Source organism: Clostridium formicaceticum (assembly GCF_001854185.1).
In the GTDB taxonomy this organism is placed as follows: Bacteria; Bacillota; Clostridia; order Peptostreptococcales; family Natronincolaceae; genus Andreesenella; species Andreesenella formicacetica.
The window spans coordinates 4,391,232-4,407,799 of the sequence record NZ_CP017603.1; the positions used below are offsets into that span (position 1 = coordinate 4,391,232).

A 16,568-nucleotide genomic window follows, 5' to 3' on the forward strand; every position below is an offset into this window, starting at 1 on the left:
CCCTAACTTCTTTCCATCAATATTTTTATAGGCTCATACTTTGTAATTTTACTGATTGATACAAGTCCGGCAAAGGATGCCAGTAATAACGCAATGCCTATGATTTCGAATATGGTATTGAGACCAAGGGCTATATCGATATTTTCAAGGGGCTGAGCACTTGAATTTGTCACAGGGTTGACTACGCTTCCCATCATCATGCCGCCGCTGAGTCCGGTAGTAGAAGCCACCACCGACTCCGCGGCTTCTATTTGCTGGGCCAGCAGAAGATTTGTAATCGGCTGTGCAACTAACATTCCGATGCCTAGTCCAAGCGCCAGGCACAGGCAAGTTATAATCAGTATTTCTGACCACAAGCCCAGGGCCACCTTATACTTTTTCATTCCCATAGCCCGCAGTACGCCGATTTCATATTTACGCTCCCGGATGGCAATGGAAGAAAGTAGTGCAATGATTATGCCGCCAAAAATCATAACAATAATCATGAATGAAATGGAGATGTTTTTCAGCCCTTCCACTGGACCTACTATTTTGTTATAGCTGGTTTCATCGGTTGTTACGTCAAATATGGGGTCAAGCCCTTTAGCATAAAGCTCTTCAGCAAAAGCATCTATCCTATCTGGGTTTTCTACATAATAGGTAGCTGTTATGTTAATTCCAGAAAGCCCCGGTTGCATCTCAGCTACCACGGTTTCATAGTTTGTCAATATCTCATTTCTGCGGTTTGTGTAGGCGTTTTGTTGCCCACCTGGATTGTATTCATCTGTTGCGTCGTAATAGATTCCCACAACCGTCAATTCATAGTAGGTTTCTGTATATGTGGTATCTGCAAAGGTTTCTCCCTTGTAGGCAAGCTCTGAAGTAAAAGAAATAGTGTCACCTACAGAAATCCCGTTTAATTCTGCAAGGTCGCTGCTTATAATACACTGGTTTGGGTTTTTAGGCATACTACCTTCGGCAAGGTCACGTAACCCTTCGTCAAAATCTTCAAACCTATTACCTTGCAAGCTAAACATATAACTTGTTGGCGTTGACATCGTTCCTCCGCTCACAATCGTTCCGGTTGTTGATCCTCCGCCACCAAGCTTGGCATCAATTGCCATAATGTTGTCACTGTTCAGCCCTGTGGAAGCCCTATAAACTGCATCATATAAATAATCGGAATTCCCAAATTCCACATATTGCTCAGAGGGAATAACTGGGGCCATTATTCTCATCCGACCGCCTGAGCTGTTTTTCATTGCCTCATCCCGCATCCTCTCCATATTGGGTATAATGGTTACAGCAGATGAAAAGCGACTTTTATAGTCATCGATAATCCCCTTTGTGGTGTTGTTAATCATAAGAGCTACTACCGAGGCGATGATAATGACAAATATGATTGCCCCAAGCAAGATATTACGTCCTCGGTTTCGGAGGATATTATGAAATGCGTTTTGTAAGATATACATATATTGTTTTCTCCTTTCGCTTGTGTTTTTAAAATCTTACATTCCTAAGTATAAAGGTAAATCCTTTAGTGAACCTTGAATGCGTCTTCATTGATGCCTGGCAATAAATGCAATAGTGTGTATCAAATTCCATTATCTATATGACGGTTTGGAGATTTTAGGCGAACCTTAAGACCGATTAAGAGATTTTATATAAGCAACAGCAGGAAATAGATTTGAAGCATAATTTCCTTAACTATAGAAAAAAACGATAACTCAATGGCCATCGCTCTTTTCTTCTGTATATAATCTCACTAATCGTGTTATAGTTTTATTTTTCTAATTTCTATTATTAAATCTTCTATAGGTGGTTTTGTTTAATGCATTTAATAAGGGCTTTGCTCGTTATTCAACGGTTTCAGAGGAAGATTGAACTTCCACTGAAAAAATTAAGATGTTCCCCGCCATCTATAGAGGCGGGGGACATCTTAACTTAGTTATAATCCAAGTGTAAAGGTAAAGGTGGTGTATTCATTTTCCACACTTGTGACCTGTATTTCGCCACCTAGCCTATCTATGATGGTTTTCGCAATAGATAAGCCTAAACCATAACTGCCGCCTTCATGGGTTCTGGAGGGATCTCCTCTATAAAATCTATCAAAAACCTTCGGCAAATCTTTCTTTGCTATTCCTTTCCCACTATTTCTTATAGAATATATAACCTGACTTTTTGATTTCTTAAGCGATATATCAATCTGCCCATTTTCATTTGAATACTTTATTGCATTATCGAATAAAATCGTGACTAATTGTTTAACTCTTTCTGCATCTCCTTTTACAATGATGTCATCCTCTATCCAGTGGGAGAGCTTAATATCTTTTTCAAGCATTATGGCTTCCATCGACAGCATCACATCTTTTACAACGTTACTTATATTAAATGGGTTTTTTCGTGTTTCAAAATTTACATCCTCTAGCTTAGCCAAAGACAAAAGATCATTGATAAGCTTTGTCATTCTATCCGTTCCAATTTTTATATAATCAAGCCATTTTAATTGGCTTTTGATGGTTTCTTCCTGATTTTCCAAAAGTGCGTCATAATTGGCGTTTATAATTGAAAGGGGCGTTTTCAATTCATGGGAAGCATCAGCAATAAATTGCTTCTGTTTTTCCCATGTTTCGGCTATTGGTTTAATTGATCGGTTGGCAAAGTAAAGGCTGATGATAAAAATTACAAAAAGTGTAATTGCTCCCACGAAAATTAATGTAGTAAGCAGTTCCAGCAGTGTTTTTTTGTATGCTGTAATATCTAAAAATGTAATCAAATACTTATCTTCCACAAGGGAATATTGTTGCCCATTTCTAAGAATCATACGCCTGCCCTTTTGGGTTATAAGATATTGCCATTGCCTGCCCTCTAAGGTTATTGAAGCACTGCTTTTATTCTTGCTCCAGACAGCTTCTATAGCTTTATAATATACTTCCTCAGGCATATCAATAAAAGAGTTGACTTCTAAAATCTTCCCATCGGCGTCCAACTCTATACTAAATGTAAGTGTATCCCCCAAAGGAACTCTTTGAATTACAGCAACTCCTTTTTCCGTATCGTTAAGCATACTCATTCTTATTGGCATTTCAGCTCGTGAAGTCAACTTACTTTGAATTTCCGAATATATGTTGTTATAAGTAATGAAATATATTATAGCAAATGCAGTAATCATCACCAGGGAAGTGATGGACATATTAAGAACGAGAAATTTATTCCTAAGCTTTGTGAACATTTTATTCTCCATCCTTTGCCGTTTTTAAGACATATCCTGCACCCCGTATCGTATGAATCGAAACCTTAGATTCCAAACGATTTATTTTTTTTCGTAAAAGGGACACATGGATCTCTACACGATTATCTTCGGCATCAGTATCATAACCCCATAGTTTTTCAATGATCATCTCTTTTGAAATAACCATGTTATTTCTTTTTATTAGCATTTCTAGTATTTGAGATTCTTTTAAGGTTAGTTTTATTTTCTTGTTGCCACAGCAAAGCATAAGGGTAAGAGGGTTAAGCTCAATATCTCCATATTTAAGTATGCCATCATTTATAAGTTCTGTTTTTCTACGTCCCAATGCACGCAAACGAGCCAACAGTTCGTCAGTATGGAAGGGTTTTGCCAAATAATCATCAGCGCCACTGTCAAGGCCCTGTACCTTGTCCTCCGTTTCACCTCTTGCTGTTAGCAGAATAACTGGTGTTTCAATACCAGTTTTTCGTAGCTCCCTCAATACATTTATCCCATTCATTTTGGGAAGCATGATGTCGAGAATGATAAGGTCATAAATACCAGAAAGCCCGTAATCCAATCCGTCTTCTCCATCATATACTAAATCAACACTATAGTTATTCTTTTTTAATACCTGAACAATGGCTTCAGCCATATACTTCTCATCTTCAACCATTAAAATTCTCACCTACATGCCTCCTTATTATTTTTGACTATATCATAAAAAGTATCCCCAAAAAAGGGGCTTTCAACAGCTCCTTTTTGTGGACACTTTACTTTTGAGTAAAAATCAAATCTGTATTCTAATTTTTCTTAATTAATTTCATAACCCCTATCTATATAACCTCTGCACCGTCTCTAATCTTCATCTCATAACCTGCACCATCATTGGGGCCCATACCTCTAATGACAGTTCCTTCTTTACCATTGAATGCTGGCATACCCTCTGGTACATCCTCACTCCATGTTTCTCCGCCGTCTGTGGAATAGAGTTTGACTCCATCTTCAAGCTTCACCATATATCCTGCACCGTCTCTATTCTTCATTATATAACCTGTTTCACCATTAAATCCCATACCTCTAATGACAATTCCTTCTTTACCATTGAATGCTGGCATACCCTCTGGTACATTCTCACTCCATGTTTCTCCGCCGTCTGTGGAGTAGAGTTTGACTCCATCTTCAAGCTTCACCATATATCCTGCACCGTCTCTAATCTTCATCTCATAACCTGTACCATCATTGGGGCCCATACTTCTAATGACAGTTCCTTCTTTACCATTGAATGCTGGCATACCCTCTGGTACATTCTCACTCCATGTTTCTCCGCCGTCTGTGGAGTAGAGTTTGACTCCATCTTCAAGCTTCACCATATATCCTGCACCGTCTCTAATCTTCATTATATAACCTGTTTCACCATTAAATCCCATACCTCTAATGAACCCTCTACTTCCTTCCTTACCGTTGAATGCTGTTACGCCTTCAGGTGCATTCTCACTCCATGTTTGGCTACCATCTGTAGAATAAATTGTAACACCATTTTCAACCTTTCTCAACATAGCAGCACTATCGTTTGCTGCAAAGACTGTTCCAGCGCCTGTCGCAGCCACAAGCGTCCCGCAAAGGAGTGCAATGCCAGCTTTCTTTTTTGTAGTATTCATTGTTGATAAAATTTTACTTTTCATGTTCATGATACCTCCTAAATTTTTTTTAGTAAGTAGTTACCTTACATTTACTATCATAAACCCTCTACCTTTAGCGAACCTTTAGTCTGCCAAATTTATGAAATAGTTGAGCTTTTTGCTGTTGGAAGATTAAAAACAACATTCTCTTTTATCCATTTCTTGCCTTGCATTTTTACACATATTGAAATTATTTGTTTTTTTCCTTGGTAGACAAGAAAAAGAGCACCTCAAAACAATTTATTGCTTTTGGCATGCTCTCTTTCTTGTAAAGTGTATTTTTCTATATGATATAGTAAATTCTGTAATTTATAAAACCTTATCGTCACTGCTACACGTAGATTTTCTAAGTATTGGTTATTGTTTTCTCCGTTTCTTTATCAAAAATATGGATCTTACCAGGATCTAAAGCCAGCTTTATAATCTCTCCAACCTTCACCTGTTTCTGTGGATCAACCTTTGCAATAAAATCGGTACCCTCAATTTTTACATTCAAAAGAATTTCAGAGCCAAGCATTTCAACAACCTCTACTTCTGCTTCTACAACACAATCTGCCAATGAATCAAGGTAAATTTCTTGATCAAATATGGCTTCAGGTCTGATTCCCATGATCACTTCCCTGCCTAAGTAATTAAGTTCCTCTAGTTTTTTTGCCTTTTCATAGGGTAACTTGATACTGCTTTTACCAAACTTTAAGTATATTTCCTCTCCAAATTTCTCTACCATTACTTCTCTGAAGTTCATCTGGGGACTTCCAATAAATCCTGCCACAAATAAATTATTCGGCTTTTCATAAAGCCTCTGAGGTGAATCCATCTGCTGAATATACCCATCCTTCATCACAACAATTCTTGTTCCCATTGTCATGGCTTCTGTCTGATCATGTGTAACATAGATAAAGGTTGTTTGCAGCTGCTGATGAAGTTTGCTGATTTTGGTCCTCATCTGAGCCCTTAGTTTTGCATCAAGATTTGACAAAGGTTCATCCATAAGAAATACCTTCGGTTTTCGTACTATGGCACGTCCCAAAGCCACCCGTTGCCTCTGACCTCCAGATAAGGCCTTCGGCTTTCTATGAAGAAGGTGTTCTATCTCAAGGAGTTTTGCAGCTTCATACACACTTGCTTTTATTTCATTTTTGGGGATTTTCTTTAATTTCAAGCTGTATGCCATATTTTCAAAAACTGTCATATGAGGATACAAAGCATAGTTCTGAAAAACCATTGCAATATCCCTGTCTTTAGGTTGCATATGGTTTACTAATCTTCCGTCTATAAATATTTCTCCTTCGGTTACTTCTTCCAATCCTGCAACCATCCTAAGTGTAGTAGTTTTTCCACAGCCAGAGGGACCTACAAAAACGATAAATTCCTTATCTTCGATATCCAAATTGAAATCCGCCACTGCAACAACTTTATCTTCAAATTTTTTTGTGACATGTTTTAAGTTTACATTGGCCAAAATAATCACATCCCTATTATAAAAATTTTAATCATAACCTCCCTCCATCAAATCCAAATCTTTTTTTATGAACCATAATTCTCTAAACACATATCAAATATCCTATACCTTATTCTTAGATAACACTTTATGGGTCATCTATAGTTTTATAGATTATTATTTATAGATAAAGGATTTTCACCCTCAATATTTTTAAGCTCATCAAACGCAGGAAATTTTCTTTGCACTAGAAAAATATAAATAGCTATTACTATTTTTATATCCATCACAATTGGAAGATGGATTATCATCATGATCACATTCGAAAGTAGTAGAACTGCCAAATAGCCTATACTGAAAAACAAAAGTCCTTTATCTAACTGTTGTTGGATATGCTTCGAAAAAAAGAAGCCTATATATAATAATAGTCCTCCAAGGACAGTACCTAAAATAGAAGTCAATACAATAAGAAGTTCTGAAAGATAAGGTATGCACTGAAATAATGTTTTAGAAGTAGCAATCCCAAGTAAATTATTTATGAATAAATCTATAGAATATATAGCATAGCTACTATCTACTGCTGGTATATAAAAATCAAATTTAATGCTGTTTAATATTATATATACACAAGAAGTCAAAAACAAAAACCTCATTATTAGATAGATTAGTACCTTTCTATTTGACTTCATGGCTTCCGAAAAATATTGCGTTGAGCAGCTGTTTCTTATAGTTAAAAACATTCTCTTTAATGCTTTTATTTGAGTTTTAGTAGCATCATATATAATAGAAATTCCAAATATAAATATAAGGATTTTGTTTATTTGAAAAATTCTTTTTTGAAAGCTTCTATAATCTGTTATTTTATAATTTGATGAAGATTTTCCTATGTCCTCCAATACCTTTATAACAGCCTTTGGACTTTGAATGCCCTTTCCTTCATCTGATATCGCCACTTGAAAGTAAGGAATTTCAATGTTTTCATCCAATATGAATACAGCTTGTAAAGGAATATATATATTAGACTCCTTTTTTTTCAGTAAATTAGATAAAAGACTATTCCTTCTTTTGTATACTCCAATGATAGTAAAATTTTTATCCATCAACTCCATATTCATGCCTATAATGTCTGTGCTCTTAAATAATTTTAATGCCGTTTCCTCTTCTATGATTAAAACTCTATCTTTATTCATTTCTTGCTTTTCTGTTAAAAAGCTTCCTCCTATAAGATTAATATCGGCAAAGCTTTGGTAAGAAGAACTTATTGCTAAAGCTCTTACAGACATAGCATTTGATTGATTTTTTATATTTACTTCAAAGGGAAGGGTAAATGAAATAAGATTTTCCTTTAATTTATGTTCTAACTTTAAAACCTCATCCTTAGTAAATCCATAGGTACTACGCTTAATTGAATTTTCTTTTGCTTCAACGGATATTTTATTGAAGCCAAATGTACCTAATAATACTTCAGCATTTTTATTTATCCCTTGAATAAAACTAATACTGAGCAACAAAATGAAAATTCCAGAAAAGAAAAAGCATTTCCAAATTTTTCTAACGTTCATTTTCCTCACTCCCTTTGCTGAGGTCGTACTCTGCTGCCATCATGAATTGCTTTTTCGAAATCATATACAATATTCGTTCTATGGTCCAGACCATCTAATATTACGGAGTTTTGATTATCACTGTCCCCTACGCTTATGTATTGTTTCTTTATATAATACTCCTTACCTAAAGTACCTTCTCGTTCCTTTAAAATAAAAACAAAATAGCCGCTATTATCTCTTCCAAGAGCAGTATTAGGTACAAGTATATTGAAGTTTTTTGACTTTTTAACAATACGATAATCTAACTTTTCTCCCCCTAAAAAATCTCCTTCCTCCAAATCAGCCTTAAGCTCTTTGGAATTATCCTTGATGGTAATTTTTTTGATAGGTATATCAATCAATTTACTTGCGGATTTTAAATAAACTAATATTGAATCTCCAACAGATATAAAGCTATTGTCTTCCAAATCAATGGAAGCAGAAAAAACAAATCCCTTATCCAAGTCAATAATGGAACATATCGGTTGATTATCAACTGCCAATCCACCGCTTTGATAGTGTATTTCCCTAACAATTCCCTCACATGGCGAAAGTATTGTTTCTTCCTCCTGTAATTCAACTATTTTTAACTGCTGCAATTGTATATCATAGCGTAAGGCTTCGATTTCTCTTTTCTTCTCTTCTTGTGATATTTGTTGTTTACTGTTTTCTTCCTGAAGTTCTTTATTTTTTTGTTGATAATCTTTTCGCCCTATTTCAAGATTGTATTGTGCTTCTTTGACACTATCGGCAGTTTCAGCTCCTGCCTCTAACAATACCATCTTTTTATCTAAGTCCTCTTGTAGTTTATTCACTCTCTCTAAAGTCTTTTCGATCTCCAATTCTAAAATTTCTATCTGTGTGTCTTTTGTTTGTAAAAGTAGTTTTTCTAAATTGGTTTCTAATTTTCTTAGGTTTATTTCTTCTTCAAGCAACTTATTATTTGAAACTTGATTATAAAGAATAGCTATAACTTGTCCCTTTTTCACTTTTTCCCCCGCTTCAACCTTTATTTCCTTAATTCTTTTGGTTGAGTCAGGATATATGTTAAGGGTTTCTCTTGGAATAATTGTACCAGTGCCTACTGTTTCATAGGTTAATATACCAGAATAAGGTCTTGATACAGCTACCACAGGAAGAAATATATTTTGAATTGTTTTTGAAAAAAAAGTAATGATTAACATACTCATAAAAAAGATAACAATCGCTTTTCCAAACACTTTTTTTCTTTGTTCTTCCTTGATTTCTTCATAATTTTGCATAAAAGCAACCTCCAGATATAAAATGAGCCTTAATTCAGTGGGAGTCTTAGCACTATACCGAAGAATAAGCTTATTGTTTTATGCCTGAATTTAACTGTATTCCCTCAACCAGATAGCATTCCCAATAAAAGAATATGAATAAAGCTGGCAACATATATATTGTTGATGCTGCAAAGGCATAGTGAAAGTCTTTTTTCCCAATGATAGATAGATAGGTAGATAAAGGTCTTTTTATAGCATCATCCATAAACAGCAAAGGCTGTTCCACCATGTTCCAGTAGTCTATAAATTGCAGTATGATGAGAGAAGCTATTGCTGGCTTTAACATAGGAAGTACGATATAAAAAAATATTTGAAAATCTCCTGCCCCATCTATCCTAGCAGCCTCAATACATTCCTTCGGAATATAGTTCATAAACTGCTTCATTAGAAACACACCAAAGGGTGCAAAAATAGCTGGTAAAATCAGTGCCTTATATGTATTCATGATACCTAATCCGTCTATTATCAGATAATTTGGAACAAGTGTGACCTGAAAAGGCATCATCATTGTGATAATATAAATATAAAATATTTTGTTTCCACCTTTAAGGTACATTTTACTGAAGACATAACCAGCTGTTGAGGCGATAACTACTTGCCCAGCAATAATAGCTGCAACAACCCCTGCAGAGTTCCAAAACATTTTTAAAAACAAAAACTGTTGTAAAAGTACATTTTTGTATTGATCAAGTGTAAACATATCTGGAATCAGTTTCATCCTCATAAATTCACTATCATTCCATATGCTTTGTGAATAAGCAAATGCAGGATATTGATGGCTAATTTCCTCTGTTCCCATAAATGAATTTACTATAATAGATAATATCGGAAATATAAAGAATAGGGATAACAATGTCAAAAAAATATAAATCACAAACTTTTTTTTATATTGTAAAAAATATAGTTTTTTTCGTTTAAAAGGCATAGAACGCCTCCTTTTTATTTCGCTATTTGTGTATACTACTATACTTATTTTCCCATCGAAACAAAGCATAGATTAATATCCCCAAGACTCCAGCCACTACATATGCTGCTGCACTCAATTTCTGATAATCTAGGGAAACAAATACATTATTCATATAATGCTGCATTGTATATATACTTTTATGAGGATATGGTCCTGCTAGGAGGTACACTTCTCTAAAAATTTTAAAAGAATTTATAATAGATATAACAACAACAAAAAAGGAAATAGGGGCAAGATACGGTAGAGTAATATGCATTAGTTTATATATAACCCCAGCCCCGTCTAATTCTGCAGCTTCGTAATACTCTTTAGGTATTCTTAAAAGACCACCTAAAAAAATCACCATACAATAGCCGACATTCTTCCACCCATAAAGAAGAACCATAACAATCCTAGCCTTATCAGAATTCAGCCAATCTATAAGATTAAATCCCAGAGAAGTAAGCAGTGCATTAAATGTCCCTTGTGTATGAAAAAGGATATCCCATATAAGCACCACTGATGCCGTAGGGATAACCATTGGCACTACAAAAGCAGTTCTAAAAATATGGCTCCCATATATTTTTTGATTTAACACGATTGCTAAAAGCAATCCTAAAAACATAGTTGCCGGCACAGCCAATAAGACAAAATATGCCGTATTGGCTAGTGCCATTAGAAATAAATCATTAGATAATATATCTACATAGTTTTTTAACCCTACAAACCTCCCTCCTATAGAGGAATCCACCAAGGAATACCATCCACATCCTAAAAAGGGAAGAATATAAAATAGTAGAAAACCTGCTAAGCTTGGAAACAGAAATACAAATAATGTCCCCCTTCTGGTTAAATTCATCTTCATTGGTTGTCTACCCCTTTATTATTCTCTAAAATACATTTCTACCTTTCGCTGTATAACCTCAGCCGTTTCTTCTGCAGATTGTTGACCATTAAAAAATCTCTTAACTTCTTCATCAACGATTTGATTAACCTGCATATCGTTTATGTCACAATGATTCAATTTAGGCAGAATTTCATTCAATTTCTCCATATTACCTGTCAACTGCTTTTTTATTTTATCTACTGATGTAACCTGGTAACCATAGAGGTCTCCATATTTCTCCACCATGTCTTCTGCCTCTGCAAACATACTCTTCATTTTGATTTCCTTTGCCTTTTTATTCATAGGTACATCGAAAAGCCATTTATAGCATTGAATCTCTTCTGAAATCAGGTATTTGATAAACACCCATGCCTCTTCTTTATATGGCGTTTGACTATTTATGGCGTACATTTCACCTAAAGTAAATGGATATGTATTCTTATCTAAAGCTGGATATCGATAAAAACCAACTTCATCTGCATTAATTAAACCATTGCTAAAAAGGATAGAAAAATCAAATATATGATATGGAAGAAAAACATTTCCTCCCCGATCCGTATCAGACTCTGTGACATTAGGATTAACAAAGGCTCCTTTTGACATATCCTCACACATTTTAAGCAGGTTAATAAATTCTTCTGATGTGAAATAAGATTTCTTAGCCTCATAATCAATAAAGTTTATATCTGCATTACTATATATATATTTAAATAAATTTTCAGGTACAATGGTAGGCATACCATACATATCCATTGTTCCATCTCCATTTATATCTTTTGTAGCGCTATTGGCTATATCTATAAAATCTTGCCATGTCCATTCCCAATCATTGATTTCAATAGATTGTTCCTTTAAATATCCTGTGTCTGCTAAAATGGCGGAGTAAGAGAATGCTAAAGGCATAACATATAATTTATCTTTATATTCTAATGCATCAAGTATATTCATATAGTACTGGCTTTTATTGAAGGTGGTATCTTCTTCCATCAGCTCTTTTAAATCTAGAAGCAGGTTTTTGTCTGCATATTTTCTGTAGGGAAGATTGTCTATAAGAAGAATATCAGGACCCTTTCCTGCTAACATCTGCGCATTTATTTTTTGAACAAAATCATATTCTTTCCGAGAACTTTCTTCAGAAGCCTTCAGTGTTTCTTCATAATCCATATCGGAGGTTATCCAGGAAAAAGCATTATGATTGTCTATATTAATAACAATATCAGGATGTTGATTTTCAAATTTATTGATGGCAAACTCTAATGTAGGAGATAAATGTTTTACTGTAATTGTCAGCACCTTCGTATCACCATCAATAGGGATTTTTGTTAAATTTACTTTAAATAGCTGACTTTTATCGTCTTTTCTGTTGAAAGTACATAAATAGATACTTCCATTATGATCAAGAGAAAAATTCCGAAGATGAAGTTCATCTTGGTTTTTTTCACTTAATGTTGCGTCTATATTAAGCATATTATTTAAAGACTGATCCTCCAGGTCAAATCTTAAAACACTATTTTGTTCTACTAAATAGATAGATTTATCCTGTTTTGAATAAGCTGCCAAGCGTATGTAAGAAAGATTTTTATCATCTTCATATTCCCAAAAAATCTCATCTGTTATAGGCTTTTGTTTCGCAATAAAAACCTTATCTTGATAGGTGCTAGCTCCGTAAGTAATGGTATAGAGATAATCCTCTTCGTCCAGCACCATAAGCACATATCCATCTGATTTTAGCGTTTTTATATGTTTGCCCTCTGGATCAAATATTTGAGTACTTGCTTGTGCTATTTGTAATTGTGGTATTAGTAAATAGATATTTCCTTTAGAATCTACTTGCATATCCCATTGAAATATTGGGTCATTTTCTGATAGGTTTATATCTTGGAGTTCTACGTTGATTTCTCTTATTTTTTCCCCCTCTAAATTATAAACATAAATTTGAGGTTCTTCCTTTACAGCAAATATATAAATGTCATCATTAGCATCAACAGTGTAGATCTGTATAAAAAAATCTTGTGGCAAACCTTCGCAGATGATGGCTTTCTTATTTCCTGCATTATCAATCACTAAAAACTGACCATTTTCCCCATCATATGTAAGAAGTTGTTGGTCTGACAAAAGTTTTATTCCATCAAGTGATTTGTTTTCTAAATTAATTTCCTCCACTTCATATTTAATTTTTATCACCTCTTGTATTGGCTGTCTGGCATTGGTCAATAAAAGACCAGCCAAACCCAAAAATATAGCAATTCCCAAAACAGACCATAATATATAATTCTTTTTAAAATTCACGATATTTTTCACCCTTTCTATTATAAATTTTTCTCGATTCAACATCCCTGCAGCACTGCATAGGCTATTATTACCAGAAAAAATATCAAGCATTTTCAACATTGTATTTCCATATTTTTTATATTCATTAGGCTGGATATAGGACAATACCTGTTCATCACAGGCTTTTTCAGAATCCTGCCGAATCTTATTAAAAGTAAACCATATCACTGGATTGAACCAATGAAGTATTTGAAGAAAAATTAAAATCCATCGAACAACAAGATCCTTTCGTTTGTAATGTGCCAATTCATGCATAAAAACAAACTGTAATTCTTCTTTTGTCAATAGTTGTGTATGCTCTGGTGAAAGTAGGATTTTAGGATGTAAGATGCCTATTAATGAAGGGGTTTTAATTGTAGTGTCTATTACTAGTAGGATTTTTTTGTTTACTTTCATTTTTGATTTGCAGTCTTCATAAATCGCTGTTATCCTACTGTCATTGCATAAAGGAAGACTTTTTATTTTCCTCCTATAGACTACCTGTAGCCATAAAATATATACTACGCCGAAACATACACCTAATAGCCATATAAGAGCAGCTATATAAGGAAGCTCCAACGTATTTGGCTTAGGATTGTAAATACCATCAGTAAAAGTATATCTTCTATGATTTGGTAGTATATTAAAAGGATTGGATTCAATCCTTTTTTCAAATCCTTGTCTTTCATCTACTGTTAAGGGTGAATCTATCTCTACATCTTTTTCCTCTGAAGGATTCACCTCAGATTGAATATTATTTGAATCCATATACCTATTACTCATATTATTAATTACAGGGGATTGTATCTCTTCTATTTGATGGTTATTCACAGTAAAAAAGTTGTAAATGCTTATCGGGCTTTCAGGGTAATAGGGTATACTTAATCTGATCAGCAAAATCAGCCAAATGAAATAATAATAAGTAGTACTAATTTTATTTTTAAATATTTTTTTTACAAAAAGAATAACTATGGCTGCAATGGATGCAAAAAATGACATCTTTAGAATCATATAAAATACATTTAATAAAGTCACTCTTTGTCACCTCTATCCTCACATTCATCTAAGAGCTTTTTCAGTTCTTTTATTTCCTGTTTTGATAACTTCTCATTCTTTAAAAAATTCGCCATTAATAATTGGAGTGAACCATCGTATACCTTTTCTAAAAAGGATTTTGTCTCTTCTTTTTTACAAAATCCTTCTTCAATTAATGGATAATAAACGTATGGGTTCTCCTGTGTAATCCCTAGTACTTCCTTCTGTACAAGTCTACGAATTAAGGTATGAACCGTCTTTCTGTTCCAATCTGTTTTTCCTATCAATTCCTCAATAATTTCTGCAGCAGTAACAGAATGTTTTCTCCATACAACCTCCATTACCTTCCATTCTGCATCTGATATTTTAGATATGTTTTCATTCATTTGTCTTTCCTCCTTATATGAAATCTTTAAAATATATGGTATTACAAATGTACTCTGTTAATAGAGTACATTTGTAATACCATATTGTCAAGTAAATTTTAAAATTTTTTATCGATAGATTAACTCTGTAAAGCTTTTGTAGTTAAATAATCTTTGCATAGCTTCTCTACCTTTAAAGAACCTTTAGTCTGCCAAGTTTATGAAATAGTTGAGCTTTTTAATTGTAAAACAGCTTTTAACTCACTTTATATTTATAAGTGTCTGTTTAAGTATTTGTGCAAGGATATAAAAAACACCTTCTGTTGTAACTATAATTACAACAGAAGGTGTTTTTTATCTGTTTAGCGAATAAAATTCATATAAGCCTTTTTTTCTCTTTCCGGTGCTTTCACAGATTCTTTTCCATTTTCAATTAATTTCATAAGCCACGCCATATTTTTTCCTAAAATCCTCATAATTTGTACGCCTTCTTCATCCTGTAATGCTTCTTCAGGCCTAGTGCCATGAATAACATTCCAGTAGTTAGAAGTTGGTATCAACATTTCCGAATAGTTTATATAATTATTTAGTTGATCAAAGGTTGGAAGCCCACCAGAGCGCCTTACAGCAACAACAGCTGCCCCCACCTTATGTCTTAACATGCCGTTATTACCACTTGTAACATAAAAAGCTCTATCCAAAAAAGCCTTCATAGTTGCTGCTATTGATGAATAATGTACAGGAGAGCCTAAAATAATTCCCTCTGCCTCTTTCATCTTTTGTATCCAATCATTCACCTCATCCCCTGGAAGAACACATTTTTCGTTTTTGTTCTTCATACATTGATTACAGGCCATACATCCTCTAATTTCTTTATCACCAACATGAATGATTTCAACGTCTATACCTTCTTTTTCTAGCGCATCTGCTGCTATTTTTATAGCATGATAAGTATTACCATCTTTTTTAGGACTTCCATTAAAAGCTACTACCTTCATTTTTTTCCCTCCAATCAAATTCTTATCACTTTTTTTTAATTTAGAGTATATATCATATTTACCCAAGAGACAAGTATATAGACAGGAATATGTATTTTTATTTATTTTTTACGTTTTTTTTTCTTATACATCCATTTTGGTAAATAAGAAATCGTTACAATCAGTACAGCAGCAATTCCTAGATAAATTGCTGTCTTCTTTGCATCTCCGTGACCCTTACCTACTGTATTTACAGCAATAATCCATGCCGCTGTTCCAGGAACAATGCAAAGCAGAGATACAAATGCATAGGTTGTAAAAGAAATTGCGGTCAATCCATAAGCATAATTTTGCAACCAATGGGGAATAATCGGTACCATGCGCGTTAAAAGCACAATACGCCATCCATCTTGCCGCACCCCCTCATCGATTTCATGGAAAGCTTTACTTTTTTTTAATCGTTTTTCAAGTCTCTCCCTTCCTATGTATCGAGCCACAATAAATGCCATAGAAGCACCTAATAAATCTCCTACAGAAGCATATATAATACCCAATAAAGTCCCATAGGTAATTCCAGCAAAAAGTGCAAAAGGCAGGCTAGGTAAAAAAAACATTGTTCCTAAAACAAAACATAAAAAATAGAGAAGTACTCCTAGAAAACCTAAACATTGAATTTTCCCAGTAAATTTTCTAAAGTATTCAATGGATATTAATTCCCAAATTTCATATTTCCATATTATCCAAGTTATTAAACTTAATATTCCTATAATAAATAGGAGAATAACCTTTCTATTCAACTGTCTTTCCAACGCTCTTTTTTCCATCATC

13 protein-coding genes are annotated in these 16,568 nt (G+C 34.1%); all 13 read right to left on the reverse strand.

The window, feature by feature from the left end:
- Nucleotides 1–2 precede the first annotated feature (2 nt).
- Nucleotides 3–1,451, reverse strand: a complete 1,449-nt coding sequence (locus tag BJL90_RS20455) for an ABC transporter permease (RefSeq protein ID WP_070972572.1) — start codon at nt 1,449–1,451, stop codon at nt 3–5.
- Between the two features lie 476 nt (nt 1,452–1,927).
- Complete coding sequence (locus BJL90_RS20460) at nt 1,928–3,223, reverse strand: sensor histidine kinase (RefSeq protein ID WP_236904975.1); 1,296 nt, start codon at nt 3,221–3,223, stop codon at nt 1,928–1,930.
- Nucleotides 3,213–3,899, reverse strand: a complete 687-nt coding sequence (locus tag BJL90_RS20465; RefSeq protein WP_070972576.1) for a response regulator transcription factor — start codon at nt 3,897–3,899, stop codon at nt 3,213–3,215. Before BJL90_RS20465 ends, BJL90_RS20460 begins: the two co-directional genes overlap by 11 nt.
- A 148-nt stretch (nt 3,900–4,047) precedes the next feature.
- Nucleotides 4,048–4,896 (reverse strand): WD40/YVTN/BNR-like repeat-containing protein, encoded by an 849-nt coding sequence (locus tag BJL90_RS20470; RefSeq protein WP_070972578.1) that lies wholly within the window; start codon nt 4,894–4,896, stop codon nt 4,048–4,050.
- 343 nt (nt 4,897–5,239) lie between these two features.
- Nucleotides 5,240–6,355 (reverse strand): ABC transporter ATP-binding protein, encoded by a 1,116-nt coding sequence (locus tag BJL90_RS20475; RefSeq protein ID WP_070973464.1) that lies wholly within the window; start codon nt 6,353–6,355, stop codon nt 5,240–5,242.
- Between the two features lie 146 nt (nt 6,356–6,501).
- Nucleotides 6,502–7,896 carry an ABC transporter permease gene (locus tag BJL90_RS20480; RefSeq protein ID WP_070972580.1) on the reverse strand — a complete coding sequence of 465 codons (1,395 nt, stop codon included), beginning with the start codon at nt 7,894–7,896 and terminating at the stop codon, nt 6,502–6,504.
- Nucleotides 7,897–7,901: 5 nt separating this feature from the next.
- Nucleotides 7,902–9,179 (reverse strand): HlyD family secretion protein, encoded by a 1,278-nt coding sequence (locus BJL90_RS20485; protein ID WP_070972581.1) that lies wholly within the window; start codon nt 9,177–9,179, stop codon nt 7,902–7,904.
- Nucleotides 9,180–9,249: 70 nt separating this feature from the next.
- Nucleotides 9,250–10,146: a carbohydrate ABC transporter permease gene (locus BJL90_RS20490; protein WP_070972583.1), complete on the reverse strand. Its 897-nt coding sequence runs from the start codon at nt 10,144–10,146 to the stop codon at nt 9,250–9,252.
- A 22-nt stretch (nt 10,147–10,168) separates the two neighbouring features.
- Nucleotides 10,169–11,032 carry a carbohydrate ABC transporter permease gene (locus tag BJL90_RS20495; protein ID WP_070972585.1) on the reverse strand — a complete coding sequence of 288 codons (864 nt, stop codon included), beginning with the start codon at nt 11,030–11,032 and terminating at the stop codon, nt 10,169–10,171.
- 18 nt (nt 11,033–11,050) lie between these two features.
- A complete protein-coding gene (locus tag BJL90_RS20500) occupies nt 11,051–14,374 on the reverse strand; it encodes an extracellular solute-binding protein (RefSeq protein ID WP_156778868.1) in 3,324 nt (1,107 codons plus the stop codon).
- A gap of 20 nt (nt 14,375–14,394) precedes the next feature.
- The gene (locus tag BJL90_RS20505) at nt 14,395–14,784 is read right to left on the reverse strand and encodes a BlaI/MecI/CopY family transcriptional regulator (protein ID WP_070972589.1); all 390 of its coding nucleotides are present in this window, start codon (nt 14,782–14,784) and stop codon (nt 14,395–14,397) included.
- A gap of 341 nt (nt 14,785–15,125) precedes the next feature.
- The gene (locus BJL90_RS20510; RefSeq protein ID WP_070972591.1) at nt 15,126–15,761 is read right to left on the reverse strand and encodes a flavodoxin family protein; all 636 of its coding nucleotides are present in this window, start codon (nt 15,759–15,761) and stop codon (nt 15,126–15,128) included.
- A 101-nt stretch (nt 15,762–15,862) separates the two neighbouring features.
- On the reverse strand, nt 15,863–16,564 hold the full coding sequence (locus BJL90_RS20515) for a TVP38/TMEM64 family protein (RefSeq protein ID WP_169824251.1): 702 nt from the start codon (nt 16,562–16,564) through the stop codon (nt 15,863–15,865).
- Between the last annotated feature and the right edge of the window lie 4 nt (nt 16,565–16,568).

Excerpts from the sequence above, each read along its gene's own strand:
- BJL90_RS20495 (WP_070972585.1), bottom strand. The coding sequence starts at position 11,032 with ATGAAGATGAATTTAACCAGAAGGGGGACATTATTTGTATTTCTGTTT.
- BJL90_RS20500 (WP_156778868.1), bottom strand. The coding sequence starts at position 14,374 with ATGATTCTAAAGATGTCATTTTTTGCATCCATTGCAGCCATAGTTATT.
- BJL90_RS20490 (WP_070972583.1), bottom strand. The coding sequence starts at position 10,146 with ATGCCTTTTAAACGAAAAAAACTATATTTTTTACAATATAAAAAAAAG.
- BJL90_RS20510 (WP_070972591.1), bottom strand. The coding sequence starts at position 15,761 with ATGAAGGTAGTAGCTTTTAATGGAAGTCCTAAAAAAGATGGTAATACT.
- BJL90_RS20460 (WP_236904975.1), bottom strand. The coding sequence starts at position 3,223 with ATGGAGAATAAAATGTTCACAAAGCTTAGGAATAAATTTCTCGTTCTT.
- BJL90_RS20515 (WP_169824251.1), bottom strand. The coding sequence starts at position 16,564 with ATGGAAAAAAGAGCGTTGGAAAGACAGTTGAATAGAAAGGTTATTCTC.
- BJL90_RS20485 (WP_070972581.1), bottom strand. The coding sequence starts at position 9,179 with ATGCAAAATTATGAAGAAATCAAGGAAGAACAAAGAAAAAAAGTGTTT.
- BJL90_RS20505 (WP_070972589.1), bottom strand. The coding sequence starts at position 14,784 with ATGAATGAAAACATATCTAAAATATCAGATGCAGAATGGAAGGTAATG.
- BJL90_RS20470 (WP_070972578.1), bottom strand. The coding sequence starts at position 4,896 with ATGAAAAGTAAAATTTTATCAACAATGAATACTACAAAAAAGAAAGCT.
- BJL90_RS20455 (WP_070972572.1), bottom strand. The coding sequence starts at position 1,451 with ATGTATATCTTACAAAACGCATTTCATAATATCCTCCGAAACCGAGGA.
- BJL90_RS20480 (WP_070972580.1), bottom strand. The coding sequence starts at position 7,896 with ATGAACGTTAGAAAAATTTGGAAATGCTTTTTCTTTTCTGGAATTTTC.